This window comes from Tractidigestivibacter montrealensis (assembly GCF_024741235.1).
Classification (GTDB): Bacteria; Actinomycetota; Coriobacteriia; order Coriobacteriales; family Atopobiaceae; genus Tractidigestivibacter; species Tractidigestivibacter montrealensis.
Map to the genome: position 1 here is coordinate 1 of NZ_JANSKA010000007.1, position 15824 is coordinate 15824.

The 15824-nt window shown below is 61.8% G+C and carries 17 protein-coding genes; all 17 read right to left on the bottom strand.

Annotated elements, in window-relative coordinates; translation table 11 throughout:
- Positions 1-151: 151 nt before the first annotated feature.
- Positions 152-1555: a phosphohexomutase domain-containing protein gene (locus tag NVS32_RS09490; protein ID WP_258499612.1), complete on the bottom strand. Its 1404-nt coding sequence runs from the start codon at positions 1553-1555 to the stop codon at positions 152-154.
- Complete coding sequence (locus NVS32_RS09495) at positions 1548-2444, bottom strand: UTP--glucose-1-phosphate uridylyltransferase (protein ID WP_032109985.1); 897 nt, start codon at positions 2442-2444, stop codon at positions 1548-1550. Before NVS32_RS09495 ends, NVS32_RS09490 begins: the two co-directional genes overlap by 8 nt.
- A 169-nt stretch (positions 2445-2613) precedes the next feature.
- Entirely contained in the window at positions 2614-3042 is a 429-nt protein-coding gene (locus NVS32_RS09500) for a metal-dependent transcriptional regulator (protein ID WP_032109986.1), read from the bottom strand.
- Between the two features lie 67 nt (positions 3043-3109).
- The gene (locus tag NVS32_RS09505; protein ID WP_258499613.1) at positions 3110-4321 is read right to left on the bottom strand and encodes an LCP family protein; all 1212 of its coding nucleotides are present in this window, start codon (positions 4319-4321) and stop codon (positions 3110-3112) included.
- 33 nt (positions 4322-4354) lie between these two features.
- Positions 4355-5641 (bottom strand): UDP-N-acetylglucosamine 1-carboxyvinyltransferase, encoded by a 1287-nt coding sequence (murA, locus tag NVS32_RS09510; protein WP_032109987.1) that lies wholly within the window; start codon positions 5639-5641, stop codon positions 4355-4357.
- Positions 5642-5692: 51 nt separating this feature from the next.
- Positions 5693-6118 carry an ATP synthase F1 subunit epsilon gene (atpC, locus tag NVS32_RS09515; RefSeq protein WP_118078275.1) on the bottom strand — a complete coding sequence of 142 codons (426 nt, stop codon included), beginning with the start codon at positions 6116-6118 and terminating at the stop codon, positions 5693-5695.
- An 8-nt stretch (positions 6119-6126) separates the two neighbouring features.
- Positions 6127-7617 (bottom strand): F0F1 ATP synthase subunit beta, encoded by a 1491-nt coding sequence (gene atpD / locus NVS32_RS09520; protein ID WP_258499614.1) that lies wholly within the window; start codon positions 7615-7617, stop codon positions 6127-6129.
- The gene (gene atpG, locus NVS32_RS09525) at positions 7617-8534 is read right to left on the bottom strand and encodes an ATP synthase F1 subunit gamma (RefSeq protein WP_118110865.1); all 918 of its coding nucleotides are present in this window, start codon (positions 8532-8534) and stop codon (positions 7617-7619) included. Before atpG ends, atpD begins: the two co-directional genes overlap by 1 nt.
- Positions 8535-8540: 6 nt before the next feature.
- The gene (gene atpA / locus NVS32_RS09530; RefSeq protein ID WP_118110901.1) at positions 8541-10217 is read right to left on the bottom strand and encodes a F0F1 ATP synthase subunit alpha; all 1677 of its coding nucleotides are present in this window, start codon (positions 10215-10217) and stop codon (positions 8541-8543) included.
- A gap of 20 nt (positions 10218-10237) precedes the next feature.
- Positions 10238-10711: a F0F1 ATP synthase subunit delta gene (locus tag NVS32_RS09535; protein WP_118100496.1), complete on the bottom strand. Its 474-nt coding sequence runs from the start codon at positions 10709-10711 to the stop codon at positions 10238-10240.
- Positions 10701-11309, bottom strand: coding sequence for a F0F1 ATP synthase subunit B (gene atpF, locus NVS32_RS09540; RefSeq protein WP_118100497.1), 609 nt, complete (start codon positions 11307-11309; stop codon positions 10701-10703). Before atpF ends, NVS32_RS09535 begins: the two co-directional genes overlap by 11 nt.
- Positions 11310-11352: 43 nt before the next feature.
- Positions 11353-11544, bottom strand: coding sequence for an ATP synthase F0 subunit C (gene atpE, locus NVS32_RS09545; RefSeq protein ID WP_032109993.1), 192 nt, complete (start codon positions 11542-11544; stop codon positions 11353-11355).
- 89 nt (positions 11545-11633) lie between these two features.
- A complete protein-coding gene (gene atpB, locus NVS32_RS09550) occupies positions 11634-12434 on the bottom strand; it encodes a F0F1 ATP synthase subunit A (protein ID WP_258499615.1) in 801 nt (266 codons plus the stop codon).
- 422 nt (positions 12435-12856) lie between these two features.
- Positions 12857-13135, bottom strand: a complete 279-nt coding sequence (locus tag NVS32_RS09555) for a hypothetical protein (RefSeq protein ID WP_032109995.1) — start codon at positions 13133-13135, stop codon at positions 12857-12859.
- A gap of 1 nt (position 13136) precedes the next feature.
- Positions 13137-13781, bottom strand: a complete 645-nt coding sequence (upp, locus tag NVS32_RS09560; RefSeq protein ID WP_032109996.1) for a uracil phosphoribosyltransferase — start codon at positions 13779-13781, stop codon at positions 13137-13139.
- A gap of 128 nt (positions 13782-13909) precedes the next feature.
- The gene (gene glyA / locus NVS32_RS09565; protein WP_258499616.1) at positions 13910-15163 is read right to left on the bottom strand and encodes a serine hydroxymethyltransferase; all 1254 of its coding nucleotides are present in this window, start codon (positions 15161-15163) and stop codon (positions 13910-13912) included.
- A 67-nt stretch (positions 15164-15230) separates the two neighbouring features.
- Positions 15231-15704, bottom strand: a complete 474-nt coding sequence (rpiB, locus tag NVS32_RS09570) for a ribose 5-phosphate isomerase B (RefSeq protein WP_258499617.1) — start codon at positions 15702-15704, stop codon at positions 15231-15233.
- Positions 15705-15824 lie beyond the last annotated feature (120 nt).

The following is a 15824-nucleotide window of genomic DNA, read 5'->3' on the forward strand; positions in this document are numbered from 1 at the left end:
GTCCGATCTCTCGGACACGGTATCCGGTTCTCAGGGTGCCCCGCGGCGTCCGTCCTTGTGGGGGGTGCGCCGCGCGAGGAAGTAATATACGCCCCTGCGGGGCCCGTGGGAAGGGCCGAGGGGCGTCTCCACACCTCCTACACAACCGGGCTCAGGCGCCCGCGCGCACCATGCCGCAGGAGGCATCCAGGAGGCGGTCGCGCTCGCCCTCAGTCGGCGCCTCGGAATATACCCTCACCACCGGGTCTGACCTGGACGGGCGCATAAGGACCCAGGACCCGTCATCGAACTGGAGGCGCAGGCCGTCGGCATGGCTGACCTCCACGGGACGACGTCCTGCCACGGACCCAGGGTTCAGTCCAGGCAGGACATTGCGGAAGGCCTGCGTGGCTGCCGGATCAAGGCGCACGTCTCGCCGCGTGTAGCGCATGTGGCCGATCTTATCGCCCATGTCACTAACCAGCTGACGCAAACTCCTGCCGCTCTTAGCCACCAGCTCGACCACCAGCAAGCACACGAGCAGGCCATCTCTCTCACAAAGGTGGGACGGAAACGCAAGGCCACCGTATTCCTCGGCACCCAGCACCACGTCTCCCTCGCGCATTTCTCTATATATACGAGAGAAGCCAACGGGGACTGAGGTGAGTCCGCAGCCCAGTCGCTCTGCCTGGCGCGCGATGCGCGCCGAGCACGTAAGCGTAACAACCACGCGACCGGACTCGCCGCGGTTCTCAATAAGATGGCCAAGAACCAGGGGCGACAGCTCATGCGGCAGCAGAATATTGCCGTTCTCGTCCACCACGCCCGCACGGTCCCCATCACCATCGAGGAGAAACCCTATGTTTGCGCCTGTTGAGGAGACTGTCTCCTCGCACTCATCCGCCCAGGGGTCGCAAGGCTCGGGATGGAGCCCGCAGAAGTCCTCGCATGCGTCGGCGTGAATCTCCGTCACGTTGCAGCCCAGACGCTCGAGCGCAAAGGCAAGCACGCTAGCGCCGGCACCATACATGGGGTCGACCACAACATTGAGACCTGCCGCCGCAATGGACGGGCCATCGACCAGCGTAATTAGATCATCGAGGTACGGCCCAATGAAGTTCGCCGTTTGAAAGCTTCCGCTATCGACGGGCGGCTCCAACGAGATGTGCTGCTCGACCGCATCAAGGAACTCGCGCGACACGGGACCGCCGTCCGCGCCACGCACAATAAGGCCCCCGTACTCGCAAGAACGCTCGCTTGCCGTGAACATGACCACGCCGATGGCGTCGTTCCTCTTCGAGCAGCACCAAGACACACAGGGCGTGGGGCACGGCCTGTCGGAGACAATTGCATGCAGTCCAAAGGACGCGAGCACGCCGGCGGCCGCACGAGCATACTCAACAGAGTTGTGGCGGGCATCGAATCCAACGAGAACCGTGGCGCCGGGATGAGCCTCGGTCCAGAGAAGGCCAAGCGCGTCGGCAACGCGCCTGACGCCTGCCTCGTCGAACCCGTCGTCAAGGCGCGCTTGCCAACCATCGGCACCAAATCTAATTATGTTTGGACGTCTATCCAAGAGTTACGTCACCAAGAGCTTCGCGGAACGCCTCTGCGGTCTGGGGATTCTTGATGGCCATGCGCGCATTTGTTGCAGCCCAGGCAGCGGGAGTACCGGTATCACATCCCTCTGCGGGATCCACCACCAGTGCGTACATCTCCTCCTCGGCGAGAAGTCGCTGCATGGAGTCCGTCAGCTGAATCTCGTTGCCTGCGCCCGGAGCCTGCGTGGCAAGAAGTTCCATGATGCGGGGCGAGAGGAGATAGCGGCCAACGATGAACAGGTGCGAGGGGGCATCCTCGGGCTTGGGCTTCTCGACGAGTCCCGTCACCTTCCAGACGGCGCCCTCGTCCTCCTCGCCAGCCTGTGCACCCTCGAGGTGGCCAACGCACTGGCCAGCAATGATGCCATAGCGGCTCACCTGGTCTGCCGGCACTGGTGCGACAGCGATGACCGAGGCGCCGTTGTGCTCGCGGGAAACCTGGGCCATGCGCACGCACATCTGCTTATCCGGCACAAAGTAGTCACCGAGGAGCACGAAGAAGGGCTCGCCGTCGATCTTGTCGGCAGCACAGTGGACGGCATGGCCGAGTCCGCGCGGATTGTCCTGGTAGACAAAGGAGACCGGCAGAGTGGAGGCCTCGTGCACGAGATCTGCCGCCTCACCCTTGCCCCGCTCGCGCAGCATGGACTCAAACTCCTCGTCGACAGAAAAGTACTGCTCGATCTGCGGCTTCTCGCGCGAGTTTACGATCACGACGCCATCGACGCCTGCAGGCTCAAGCGCCTCCTCAACAACATACTGGAGGATGGGCTTGTCGAGCACGGGCAGAAGCTCCTTGGGCATGCACCTCGTTGCGGGCAGAAAGCGCGTGCCAAGACCTGCTGCCGGGATAATTGCCTTCATAGTGTGTATGTTCCCTTCGGTAGTGGGCAGTTTGGGCATAAATCGCCAGGTACACCATACCCCCGTGTGCGCGCGGATAGCCTTACCTTCTCTTAGCGGCGGCCCTCCGCCGGATGCACGGTGACAAGCCAGGGCACCATCACACGGCGCACACCAAATTGCCATGAGGCTAATCTGGGATGGTCACGCCCTGCCTAGCGAGATAGTCAATGAGGCGCGACATGGTATCGGCAGAAAGAACATGCTCCATGAGGCAGGCTTCCTCGTCTGCCTGCTCTGCCTCGACGCCAAGGTCTGTCTCGAGAAATGCGCGCAGGGCACGGTGAGCGCGCCACACGATGGCCGCGTACTCCTTGCCCTCTGGCGTAAGCGTCACCCTGCCATAGCGGCTCTGGTTGACCATGCCCTCTTCCTTGAGCATCGAAAGCGCCTTGTTCACGCTTGCCTTGGACACGTCAAGCTGCTCGGCAACGTCGACGGAGCGAACGCTCCCGTCGGGCTCGCCAGACTCTGTGGACAGCCTGTATATCGATTCGAGGTAGTCCTCGCCCGCCCTTGTAAGGGCGTGATCGTGATTTCCGTCACCCGTTAGAGCCATGAGAAGTCTCCCCCATCTTGCTGTACGCGCCCCCGGCGCGTGTCCTGGAGACATTATCCCCAAGTAATCAATTCTTTGGCGCCGACGTGGATGAGGAGACCGTAGATTCGGCAGACTGCTGAGACGTTGCTACCGTCGACGACGCCGTGGTGTCGGTTGTGGTTGAGGAGTCGCTCGTCGTGGCATCCGAGCCCGCAGAGGAGTCATCCGCATTGTAGCCGTACTGGTCAACGTCAAAAGACGACGGATCCTCACCCGCATCGATGACCTTCATCATCTCGTCGAGGGCATCCCAATCGGCCACAACATATGCGACGCCATTAACGTCCTTGGGCTCGGAGGGCACATAGGCCGTGTAGATATCGCTCTCGGTATCCATGCCCACCATCTCGGAGGCGAGCGTCACAATGTCGGTGACCGAGAGGTCGGTGCTGATAACGTCTGCGGTGGCGTTGACCAGGTTCACAATCTTGGTTGGGTCGTCAGTGGCCAGCAGCTGGTTGAGCATGGCCTTGATGAAGGTGCGCTGGTGGCGCATGCGCGTGTAATCGCCATCAGGGAAGTGGCGGCACCTGCAGTAGAAGAGCGCCTGCGCACCGTTGAGCGTCTGGACCCCGGGCTGGAGCTCGGTGACGTCATCGAAGTTCTCGGTGTCCTTAATGTGCTGATCGACGTCAACCGTCACGCCGCCCATGGCGTCGGTAAGGGTCGAGAGCCCATCAAACGCAATCTCGGCATAGTGAGAGATCTGGACTCCGCACTTCTCGCTCACAATCTGCACCATGCCGGCTGCGCCATCGTAGGTGTGGACCCCGTTGATCTTCATGGTCGTGCCCTTCCACTCGACCATGGTGTCACGAGGAATCGAGAGGAGCGTCACGCGCTTGTTGGGCGGGTCGATGCGGGCAAGAATGATGGTATCGGCACGGTAGTCCGTCTCGCCAGGCCGGCCGTCAGTTCCAAGGAGCAGCACGTAGTAGGGGTCATTTGGCGTTGCAGGGGTATCGTCCTCGGTCGAGCTCGCCAGGCTCTGCTGAAGCTCGGGGGTAATGACCTGGCTGTTGTTCATCCGCGTTTGAACGTTGCTGATCCACAGAGCGAACGCCGTTCCCCCGCCGACAAGGACCGCCACTAGCGCAATAACGATCCCTCGCACCACATTCCTGCGAGTTGCGTGCTTCTTGCGCTTGCTGCTGTAGCGCTCGACGTTGTCGCGGCTGTACTCGTCAGGCGCATCGACACCGGAGCCGTTCTCCTCGGTCTTCATGTGCTTGCTCATCAGCCGCTCCGCATTCTTTCCGCGAGCAGGGACCTAGTCCCTGATCGCATCCTCGTCATCGGGAACCGTGTCCCGCTCCGCCTTGGCACCCAGCGAGACAAGCTTGCTCACAAACCCCTCGTAGCCACGCTCGATGTGATGGATGGCAGAGACCGTCGTGACGCCATCGGCCACAAGGCCGGCCATGACCAGGGCCGCACCGCCGCGAAGATCGGGCGACTTCACCTGCGTGCCCGAGAAGCCTGGAACTCCATGCACGATGGCGTGGTGTCCCTCGATGGTGATGTCGGCGCCCATGCGCTGCAGCTCACTCGCAAACATGAATCGGTTCTCGAAGACATTCTCGGTAATCACGCACGAGCCCTTGGCGAGTGCAAGAAGGCACATGGTCTGCGCCTGCATGTCGGTGGGAAATCCCGGGAAGGGCAGCGTCTGAATGTCTGTGGGAAGGATGGGGCCCTCGCGCCAGACCGTACAGCCGCGCACGCCGCGCTGAACGGTGATGCCCATCTTCTCGAACTTCTTAAGCACAAGGCCAAGGTGGACGGGGTCAAAACCGTTTACCCTAACCGGCTCTCCGCAGAGACCGCCAATAGCGAGGAAGGTGCCCGCCTCGATGCGGTCCCCCACCACGGTGTGCGTGACAGGGTGGAGCTCCCCCACGCCCTCAATCTCGATGACGGGCGAGCCAGCGCCACGGATATTAGCGCCCATCTCATTGAGCATGTTGGCCAAATCGACGATCTCTGGCTCACGCGCGGCGTTGTCGATGATGGTGGTGCCCTTGGCGTGGACCGAGGCCATCATGAGGTTCTCGGTGGCACCCACGCTCGCGAATGCCAGCGTGACCGTGTTGCCCGTGATACCGTTTGGCGTGGTTGCATGGATGTTGCCATGCCTCACGTCAAACTGGACGCCAAGCTCCTCAAGGCCGAGGATGTGCATGTCGATCTTGCGCGCGCCGATGTTGCAGCCGCCCGGCATGGCAACGACGGCCTTGCCAAAGCGGGAGATGAGCGGCCCGAGAACCGCCGTCGACGCACGCATCTGGGCAACCAGCTCGTAGGGCGTCTCCCATTTATCGACGTTCGTTGTGTCAATGACCAGAGTGTGCTTGTCGAGCACGTCAATGGTTGCACCCAGGCGCTTGAGCACCTTGCCCATGACGTGGACGTCCGCGATGTTGGGGACGTTCTTCAGCGTGGTGACACCCGGCGCCATGATGGTTGCCGCCATGAGCTTGAGCGCCGAGTTCTTTGCGCCCTCGACCGTGACCTCACCAGTTATTGCGTGACCGCCCTCAACCTTGATGACGTCCATATTCCTCCTGCATATAGCAAGCGACCCCGCTTTCACGGGGCCGCCTGGGATTTAGTTCTGCTTCTGCTCCGCCGCTTCTTTGAGCAGTAGATTACACCACTTTACCTTGTTCTCCCAATACGCGCGGCGCCCGTCCGCCTCATCGAGACCGTTGAGCGTATCGAGGGCGGTGTCGCGGGTCTCACGGACAACGTCTGGCTCGATGTCATCGGTGAGACGCGCGTGGTCGGCGAGGATGATGACGCCCTTCTCGTCGATCTGGGCATAGCCGCCCGAGATAACGACCTTGGTTGTGCCACCGCCGTCCTCCTCGCGGAGGTGCAGGCGAACCACGCCGTCGCCCAACGAGCAGATCTCTGGCGCGTGACCAGGCCACACGCCCAGCTCGCCAGAGTGGGCAACAAGGACCAGGCTCGCCACAGGCCCCTCATAGAGCAGCCTGTCTGGGCGGACGAACTGACAATTGAGCTCGGCCATGTGTCTTCCTAGCCCTCTGACTTCTCGGCCGTAGCCTGCTGCATCTTCTTAGCGCGCGCACGCACGTCGTCGATGTTGCCGGCAAAGCGGAACGCCTGCTCGGGAATGTCATCGCACTTGCCGTCGATGATCTGGGCAAAGGAGCGAACGGTCTCCTCGACGGTGCAGTAGACGCCAGGAACGCCGGTGAACTTCTGCGCCACGTGGAAGTTCTGTGAGAGGAACTGCTGTACCTTACGAGCACGAGAGACCGTGAGCTGCTGCTCCTCGGAGAGCTCGTCCATACCCAGGATGGCGATGATGTCCTGAAGGTCGGAGTACTCCTGCAGAATCTCCTGCACCTTCATTGCCACGCGATAGTGCTCCTCACCCACGATGGACGGGTCGAGCGCGGAGCTCGAGCTTGCCAGCGGGTCCACGGCCGGGTAAATGCCCAGCTCGGTGATGGAACGCGAGAGGACCGTGGTTGCATCCAGGTGCGTAAAGGTAGTGGCAGGGGCAGGGTCGGTAAGGTCGTCTGCGGGGACGTAGACGGCCTGGACCGAGGTAATGGAGCCCTCCTTGGTGGAGGTAATGCGCTCCTGCAGCTCGCCCATCTCGGTTGCCAGCGTGGGCTGGTAGCCAACGGCTGACGGCATACGGCCGAGAAGGGCCGACACCTCAGAGCCCGCCTGAGAGAAGCGGAAGATGTTGTCGATGAAGAGCAGGACGTCCTGGCCCTGGTCGCGGAAGTACTCGGCGGTGGTGAGGCCGGCGAGGGCAACGCGCATACGCGCTCCAGGCGGCTCGTTCATCTGACCGTAGACCAGGCAGGTCTTGTTGATAACGCCAGACTCGCTCATCTCGAGGAAGAGGTCGGTGCCCTCACGGGTGCGCTCACCAACGCCAGTGAACACGGAAGTGCCGCCGTGCTGCTGGGCAAGGTTGTTGATGAGCTCCTGGATGAGGACCGTCTTGCCAACACCTGCGCCGCCAAACAGGCCGGTCTTGCCGCCACGGACGTAGGGCTCGAGAAGGTCGATGGCCTTGATGCCGGTCTCGAAGATCTCGGTCTGCGTGGTGAGCTCGTCGAAGGCGGGAGCGGGGTGGTGAATGGGATAATACTGCACGTCGTCGGGGATGGGCTTACCGTCGACGGGCTCGCCCATTACGTTCCAGACGCGCCCAAGGGTCGAGGGACCAACGGGCATCATCATGGGGTGCCCGGTGTCCTTGACGCGAAGCCCGCGCTGCAGGCCGTCGGTCGACGACATGGCGACGGTGCGAACGACGTCGTTTGCCAGCTGGGACTCGACCTCGAGCACCGTCTTCACGCGTCCGATGGGCGTGTCATCGTCAACGAGAAGTGCCGTGTAAATCGAGGGAACCTTGTCGTCGAACTTGACGTCGACAACAGGTCCGACGATACGGACGATGCGTCCCTCGCCGACGCTCTTGTTGAGCTTGTTGTAGGTGGCCTCCTCAAGGGGGGTGCGCACCTTTTCGGTGGTTTCTGCCATTAGTAGCTGTCCTCCAATGCAGCCGCACCGCCAATGATCTCGGTCAGCTCGGTGGTGATGGCGCCCTGGCGCTCGCGGTTATAGGTGCGGCCGAGCGAGCTCAGGACCTCTTTCGCGTTGTCGGTGGCCGACTGCATCGCACGACGACGGGCGGCGTGCTCGGCTGCGGCCGAGTCGAGAAGCGCGTGGAAGATGACTGTCTTAATGTAGGCGGGCATCAGGTACCCCAGGACCTCTTGTGCGGAGGGCTCAAAGGAGTAGTCGGAGTAGAACTTGTGGTCGACCTCCGAGAGGGCCTCCTTGGTGCGGGGTGCGTTGGGCATCATGAGCCTCTCCTGCGTTACGGGCAGGAGCTGCTCAGTGACCTGCGTCTGGTCGACGCGGTTCTTAGCGTGCCAGTAGCACAGCACGGCGCGATCGATGCGGCCGGACGCGTAGGCGTCCATCACGTACGTGGCGATGCGATCTGCCTCGTCCTGGTTGGGCTCGGAAGAAATCCCCACGAAGGACATGACTGGCTTCACCTTACGGAAGGTGAAGTACTCCGTAGGCTTCCTGCCGCAGGTGATGATCTCAGACGAGACGCCCTTCGCCTTGAGCTCGGCCATCTCGTGCTCGACCGCGCGCTGCTGGAGCAGGTTGAAGCCGCCAGCAAGCCCACGGTCGGACGCGATGAGAATGAACAGCACGTTCTTCTCGGATGAGCGGCCGCGGAGCAGGGGCTGGGAGTCATCAAAGCCAGCGCTCGCAACGTTAGCGAGCATGTTGGTGATGGCCTCCTTGTACGGGGTGGCCTCGTCCGCCCTCTTGAGCGCCGAGCGGATGCGCGCCGTGGAGATCATCTCCATGGTGCGCGTAATCTGCATGGTGCTCTTGATGGAGGACATGCGCCGCTGTATTTCGCGAAGGTTGGCCATCGCTCGCTACTCCTGGCCCTTCTCCGCGTCCTGGTCCTGACCGGGCACCGTAACAACCTCGGGGCTCTCGGTCTTCTCGGCGGCGTGCTCGACGTCGCGTGCCTTGGCCTTGTTGGGGTGCTCGAGCATGAACTGAGCCTTGTAATGCGTGATGTGCTCCTTGAGGCGGCGCTCCTGGTCCTCGGTGATCTTGCCGTTGAGGAGCGAGGCGCGCAGCGCGGGGTGCTTGTCGGCCATGTACTTGGCAAGCCCGTCGCGGAACAGGCTCACGTGGTTGAGGTCGATGTCATCGAGGAAGTCCTCCTTGCCGGCAAAGACCGCGATGATCTCGTCGGGTGCGGCAAGGGCTGCAAAGCGTCCCTGCTTGAGGAGCTCCATCATGTGGGCACCGTGGTTGAGCTGGTACTGCGTAGTGGCGTCAAGGTCGGAGCCAAACTGCGCGAAGGCCTGCTTGTCGCGGTATGCGGCAAGGTCGAGACGCAGCGTGCCAGCAACCTGCTTCATGGCCTTGTACTGGGCATCGCCGCCAACCCTGGAGACCGAGATGCCCACGTCCACAGCGGGGCGCTGGCCCTGGAAGAACAGGTTGGTCTGCAGGTAAATCTGACCATCGGTGATGGAAATCACGTTGGTGGGGATGTAGGCGGAGACGTCACCCTCCTGCGTCTCGATGATGGGAAGCGCCGTAAGCGAGCCGCCGCCGTTCTCGTCGGACAGCTTGCATGCGCGCTCGAGGAGACGCGAGTGCAGGTAGAAGATGTCGCCAGGGTAAGCCTCACGTCCAGGCGGACGGTGCAGCGTCAGCGACATCTGACGGTAAGCCACAGCCTGCTTGGAGAGGTCATCGTAGACCACGAGGACGTGCGCACCGGGGTGCGTTGCGTCTGCGGGGTTTCCGTTAGCATCGTTGTACATGAAGTACTCGCCGATGGCCGCACCGGCCATGGGGGCGATGTACTGAAGCGGCGCGGAGTCTGCGGCGGTGGCGGCCACGATGACCGTCTTGCCGAGAACACCGTGCTTTGCCAGGGACTCCCTGATCGTGGCAACCGTGGAGGCCTTCTGGCCAATGGCAACGTAGATACAGAGCATGTCCGTATCGCGCTGGTTCACGATTGTGTCGATGGCAATGGCGGTCTTGCCCGTCTTACGATCGCCAATGATGAGCTCACGCTGGCCACGGCCAATGGGCACCATAGCATCGATGGCAAGAAGTCCGGTGAGCACGGGCTCGCAGACCGGCTGTCGTGCCATGATGCCGGGGGCCTTGAACTCGATAGGACGACGGTGCGTGGAATCGATGGGGCCAAGTCCGTCGATGGGCTGACCCAGCGGGTTCACCACGCGACCGAGCATGGCGTGTCCCACGGGGATGTCCATGACGCGCCCGGTCGTACGGCACTCGTCGCCCTCCTTGATGGAGTCGACGTCGCCAAAGAGGACGGCACCAACCCTGTCCTCCTCGAGGTTCTGCGCCAGGCCATAGACGCTGCGGCCCGTCACAGAGCTCGTGAACTGCAGAAGCTCGCCAGCCATGGCGGTCTTGAGGCCAGAAATGTATGCGATGCCGTCGCCAACCTGCGTGACGACAGATGCCTCCTGACGGTCAACCGTCGCGTTGATGGCGGAAAGCTGCTCGCGCAGGGTGCTCATAATGCGCTCGGAACTAATCGACGAGTCGATGGTAGCCTGCTCGTTCTCTGTCACTGCTCTTCACCTCCGATAAATGCTGAGGAGAGCGTCTTCCTAATGTGCGAGAGCTGGGCACGCACCGAGGCATCCATGCGCTTGCCGCGCGCCTCGAGAAGAACGCCGCCCAGGATGCTGGGATCAACGCGCTCGACAAGATAGACGGGCGCATTGAGCAGCTTCTCGGCCTGTGCACGGACCTTGTCACGCAGCTGATCGCCCATGGGGACGGCCGTGGTGACGGTGACCGACACGGTCTTGTCCTCGCTATCCAGGAGCTCCTTATACCTCTTGGCAACCTGGTCAATGAGGCTTGCGTCATCCTCGGCCTGCATGGCCGAGAGGGTCTCGAGCACCTCGGGCGAGAACTTCTTGGCATGCTGCCACTGCACCAGGTCGGCGTTCGCGCGGCCCTCCTGTCGGGCTGCGTCGAGCAGGGCCCTGGTGTAGGCCTCCGCCTTGTCTTCGACGGGTCGCTTACTGCTCATCGGGGGCACTCACTTCCGCGAGGTACTTCTCAGCAAGCCTGCGCTGCTGATCCTCGGTAAGGTCGTTGCCAATGATCTTGCTCGCGATCTCGACGGAAAGGTCGACGACAGAGCTCGAGAGCTCAATCGTGGCCTTGCGGCGCTCGGAGTCCACGGCACCATGCGCCTTGGCAATGATGTCGGACGCCTCGTGCTGCGCCTTGGCAAGAATCTGTGAGCGCTCCTCCTCGGCTTCCTTCTTGGCCTCGGAGATTATCTCCTCCGCCTTGCGATTGGCGTCGACGAGCTTGTCCTCGTAGCTCTGTGCCTCGGCCGCGGCCTTCGCCTTGGACTTCTCGGCAGAGTCGAGATCGTCCTGGATCTTCTGCTGACGCTTCTCCATCATCCCGAGAATCGAAGGCCAGGCAAGCTTGGCCATGATGAGCCAGATGATGAGGAAGGCAATGAGCGCGGGGATGAACTCCGCGGGCTTTGGCAGAAGGAGGTCGGGGCCGCTGGGGCTTTCGGCGAGGGCGACGGTGGGCAGCGAGAGGACCGTGCCAAGCATGAGACCGGCAACGGCCGCAATGCGCGCGCTCCCCTTCATGTTCCTGTTCATACGTCCCTCCAACTCAGCTTGTACGTCGTGTTGTGCCATGCAGCTAGGCGATCAGCGTCACGACGAAGCCGATGAGGGCCAGTGCCTCGACGAATGCGGAGCCCAGGATGAAGACTGTGAACAGACGACCCTGGACCTCAGGCTGACGCGCCATCGACGTGGTTGCGCCGTAGGCAGCAAGGCCAATACCGATGCCGGCGCCAATAACACCGAGACCATAACCAATGACTCCCACGATTCCTCCTTTGTCACTCGCCTGGACCCAGGCGAACTCTGACGTCGTGCTATGCAGAAGCGGTCGTGTTCCGCTTGTTGCCCTGTTGGCTACTCGTCTTCCTCGACGAGCTGAATGTAGACGGCCGAGAGAAGCGTGAAGACGTATGCCTGAATCACAGCGACCAGAATCTCGACCAGATAGATGACAATGAGGATGAGCACCCAGAAGACCGAGACCGCCGCCCCGCCGAGCGCCGCCGCCGAGAAGCTCTGCAGCAGCGGCTCGAAGAAGAGCGATGCCAGGATGGCGAAGGTACCCATGACCACGTGACCGGCAAACATGTTGCAGAAGAGTCGGACGGCCAGGGTGATGAGGCGAAGGAACGTCGAGAAGAGCTCGATGACCCAGACCATGATGGCCATGGGAAGGGGAAGTCCCTTGGGGGCAAAGCTCTTGAGGTATCCAAGGACGCCCATGCGCTTGATGCCCACGGCGATGAAGTAGACGAACGAGACGAGGGCAAGGGCAGCAGTGACGCCAATCGTGCCGGTGCCGGGGTGACAACCGGGGATGATGCCCACGATGTTATTGAAGAGGATGAAGAAGAACAGCGCGGCAATGAAGGGGAAGTGCTTCTTCCAGGTGTCGCCCAGGATGGACTTGCACATGTCATCGCGGGTGAACTCGACGAGGTATTCCATGCCGTTCACGAAGAAGCCCTGCGGCACGAGGCTCTGCGCCTGCTTCTTCTTGAAGACAAACATCACCACGAAGAGCAGCGCAATGGCGACGAACATCCAGAAGATGTACTGGGTGAGGCCAACCGTGGTGTCTCCGACGATGGCGTGGGTCATGAAGCCGTCAAGCAGCTCATCCATCGCATCGGGCAACTTGGAAAGCGCGTCCACTATTCGTCCTTCCTTCCACACTTCGTCCCCGAACAGCCGAGTGACAACCTTCTGGGATGCCCCTGGCTGCGCGCACGAACCCTATTCTACCCACTCCATGCAGGAAGCCATTCGCATCTCCCGTGTACGGCAATGAGCAGAGACCCGCATTGGTGGCTCTTGAGCGCGCTCCTTCGCAAGGCGATGATTCGGTTGTTCAAAAAGCATGGAGGGATATTAGCACTTTGGGAGTACCCGGGAATCAAGTTCAGGCATATTTTTGAACAAGGTTCAATAAACAACGAGAGTTTCTTTATGTAGCTGGGGAAACGTCAGTTGTCTCATTTAGTCAACGGCTTGTTAAGCCTGGCTGCAGCATCATCAAATTCGCATCGACAACACAATTCGCACCCGTTTTTCTCGCCAGGGCGTACGCAAGGCTCCTACCCCCGGGGCGCCCGTCGCCACGCAACCAGTCCGGCGATGGTCGTAACAACCAGAAAAGAGATCGCAGCGGCAGCGCCAAACGGTAGGGTGACCGTAGCGTCTGCTACGTGAACGGCAAGAATGACAAGCTGAATCCCAAAGAATGACGCCAAGATGCTGCCAAGCCCCGCCGCCATGGAGGGTCTATTTGTGCTTGCCGCCTGATGGAGCACGAAAAGGACGGGCGTGGCAGCGAGAAGTCCCACTGCCACGCCCAGGATAACCAGAAGGGTCATGCTACTTGGTGCCGTAGATGCGGTCGCCGGCATCGCCCAAGCCAGGCAGAATGTAGGCGTTCTCGTTGAGACACCTGTCGACGGAGCACGTGAAGAGGCGAACCTCGGGATCATAATCGAGAACGGCCTTGACGCCCTCGGGGCAAGAAACGATGGTGAGGCAGCGGATGTCCTTCACACCCGCCTCGCGCAGGAACTGGATGGCAGCGGTAAGCGAGCCGCCAGTGGCGAGCATGGGGTCTACCACAAGGCATGTGCGGTTCTCGACATCGGGCGGGAACTTGCAGTAGTACTGGTGCGGGATGTGGGTCTCGGGATCACGATACATGCCCACATGCCCCACGCGCGCGGAGGGCACAAGCGTGAGGATGCCATCGACCATGCCCAGGCCGGCGCGAAGGATTGGGATGATGGCGACCTTCTTGCCAGAGATGCGCTTGCAGGTGGTCTTCTCGAGCGGGGTCTCTACCTCGACGTCCTCAAGCGGGAAGTCGCGCATGGCCTCGTAACCCTCAAAGATGGCAAGCTCGGTGACAAGCTCGCGGAACTGCTTGGTGCCCGTGCTCTTGTCCCTCAGGATGCTCAGCTTGTGCTGAACGAGGGGGTGGTCGACAACCGTGAGCCTGCTCTCGTCGTAATCTGCCATGTGCGTCCCTTCTCGTAATGAGACAAAGGGACAGTCCCTTTGTCTCATGAACTTCCCCGCAAGACCTTAGCACTTGGCGGTGAGACTGAGAATGAGACAAAGGGACTGTCCCTTTGTCTCATTCCTCGCTAGAGCTCCGGGTAGAGGGGGTGCGCCTGCAGGAGCTCCTTGACCTCGCCAGCAACGCGCTCTTGGACGTTCTCATCACCAAGGTTGGTTACGACGTCACCGATGAGCTCGCCGATCCTCTCGCACTCCGCCTCGTCAAAGCCACGCGTGGTGGCCGCCGCGGATCCAACGCGGATGCCGCTCGTGACGAAAGGAGAGCGCTGCTCGCCAGGGATGGTGTTCTTGTTGACCGTGATACCCACGGCGTCGAGCGCGGTCTCGGCGTCGCGGCCGGTAACGTCGCCGGCCGGCGTAAGATCAACGAGCAGCAGGTGGTTGTCGGTACCACCTGTCACGAGCCTCAGGCCGCGAGACTCCATGCCACGGCCGAGCGCCTTGGCGTTGGCGAGAATTGCGTCGGTGTAGGTGGCAAACTCGGGACGCAGCGCCTCGCCAAAGGCCACGGCCTTGCCAGCTATGACGTGCTCGAGCGGGCCGCCCTGCGTGCCCGGGAAGACCGAGGAGTTAATCTTCTTGGAGATGGCCGGATCGTTGCAGAGAATGATGCCGCCACGGGGCCCGCGCAGGGTCTTGTGCGTGGTGGAGGTCACCACGTCAGCGTAAGGCACCGGCGAGGGGTGACGACCGGTTGCCACAAGGCCGGCGATGTGGGCCATGTCCACCATGAGGGCAGCGCCGTTGTCGTGGGCAATTTGGGCGAAGCGCTCGAAGTCGATAATGCGCGGGTAGGCGGAGGCGCCAGCAATGATGAGCTTGGGCTGGTACTTCTCGGCCTTTGCCGCCACGTCATCGAAGTCGATGCGCTCGGTCTGGGGGTCAAGGCCGTAGGAGACAACGTTGTAGAGCTTGCCCGAGAAGTTCGCGGGCGAACCGTGCGTGAGGTGGCCGCCGTTGTCGAGGGCCATGCCCATGATGGTATCGCCAGGCTTGGCGAATACGACCTCTGCGGCGTAGTTGGCCTGGGCGCCAGAGTGGGGCTGGACGTTGGCGTAGGCAGCGCCAAAGAGCTTCTTCACGCGGTCACGCGCGAGGTTCTCGACCTCGTCGACGGCCCAGCAGCCGCCGTAGTAGCGGTGTCCCGGAAGGCCCTCGGCGTACTTGTTGGTGAGCGGGGACCCCACGGCCTCCATCACGGAGAGTGAAACGAAGTTCTCGGATGCGATGAGCTCAATGGAGTTGCGCTCTCGCGTGAGCTCGTCGCCAATGGCGGACGCAAGCTCGGGGTCAGTGGCGCTTAGGTGCTCGAGATACATGGCTTTCTCCTTTTTGGACCGGATGGCTTACGGTGACGGGTGACTGACGGTTTCTACATGCGTGAGCTTATAGGCCAAACTCCTCGGGAACGCCCGCAAACGACGGGTCGTCCTCGCGCATAATCTTCTCGACGCGGGCAGCGTGGCGCCCACCGGCGAACTCGGTGGTGAGGAAGGTGTCGACGATCTGTTCGTTGGTGTCGAGCGGAACGAAGCGACCGGAGAGCCCGATAACGTTGGCGTTGTTGTGCTCGCGTGCGAGCTGGGCAAACTGGACCGTCTGGACGGGAGTCGCGCGGACACCGGGAACCTTGTCGGCGGTCATCGAGATGCCGAGGCCGGTACCGCAAATGACCACGCCGCGGTCCGCCTTGCCCGATGCCACGTAACGGCCAACCTTGTCGCCAAAGTCCGGGTAGTCGCAGCGCTCGCCCGACCTTGGCCCAAGGTCAACGACGTCATAGCCCTCCTCGCGGAGGTGCTTGACGATGGGGCCCTTCTGGTCGAATCCGGCGTGGTCCGAGGCAATGGCAACGCGCATGTGGGCTCCTCTCTCCCCTGTGCAGGTGCCAGTATGCAGTACCTTGTCATGAGGATACCGCGCGATGGGACGGCCCGCGGTCACCTTTCGCTCGCGTGAAACACGTCTGTGCGGAACGGC

What these genes read in the sequence shown, in the direction of transcription:
- NVS32_RS09495 (WP_032109985.1), bottom strand. Translation starts at nt 2,444, where the DNA reads ATGAAGGCAATTATCCCGGCAGCAGGTCTTGGCACGCGCTTTCTGCCC.
- NVS32_RS09500 (WP_032109986.1), bottom strand. Translation starts at nt 3,042, where the DNA reads ATGGCTCTAACGGGTGACGGAAATCACGATCACGCCCTTACAAGGGCG.
- NVS32_RS09505 (WP_258499613.1), bottom strand. Translation starts at nt 4,321, where the DNA reads ATGAGCAAGCACATGAAGACCGAGGAGAACGGCTCCGGTGTCGATGCG.
- murA (WP_032109987.1), bottom strand. Translation starts at nt 5,641, where the DNA reads ATGGACGTCATCAAGGTTGAGGGCGGTCACGCAATAACTGGTGAGGTC.
- atpC (WP_118078275.1), bottom strand. Translation starts at nt 6,118, where the DNA reads ATGGCCGAGCTCAATTGTCAGTTCGTCCGCCCAGACAGGCTGCTCTAT.
- atpD (WP_258499614.1), bottom strand. Translation starts at nt 7,617, where the DNA reads ATGGCAGAAACCACCGAAAAGGTGCGCACCCCCCTTGAGGAGGCCACC.
- atpG (WP_118110865.1), bottom strand. Translation starts at nt 8,534, where the DNA reads ATGGCCAACCTTCGCGAAATACAGCGGCGCATGTCCTCCATCAAGAGC.
- NVS32_RS09535 (WP_118100496.1), bottom strand. Translation starts at nt 10,711, where the DNA reads ATGAGCAGTAAGCGACCCGTCGAAGACAAGGCGGAGGCCTACACCAGG.
- atpF (WP_118100497.1), bottom strand. Translation starts at nt 11,309, where the DNA reads ATGAACAGGAACATGAAGGGGAGCGCGCGCATTGCGGCCGTTGCCGGT.
- NVS32_RS09555 (WP_032109995.1), bottom strand. Translation starts at nt 13,135, where the DNA reads ATGACCCTTCTGGTTATCCTGGGCGTGGCAGTGGGACTTCTCGCTGCC.
- upp (WP_032109996.1), bottom strand. Translation starts at nt 13,781, where the DNA reads ATGGCAGATTACGACGAGAGCAGGCTCACGGTTGTCGACCACCCCCTC.
- glyA (WP_258499616.1), bottom strand. Translation starts at nt 15,163, where the DNA reads ATGTATCTCGAGCACCTAAGCGCCACTGACCCCGAGCTTGCGTCCGCC.
- rpiB (WP_258499617.1), bottom strand. Translation starts at nt 15,704, where the DNA reads ATGCGCGTTGCCATTGCCTCGGACCACGCCGGATTCGACCAGAAGGGC.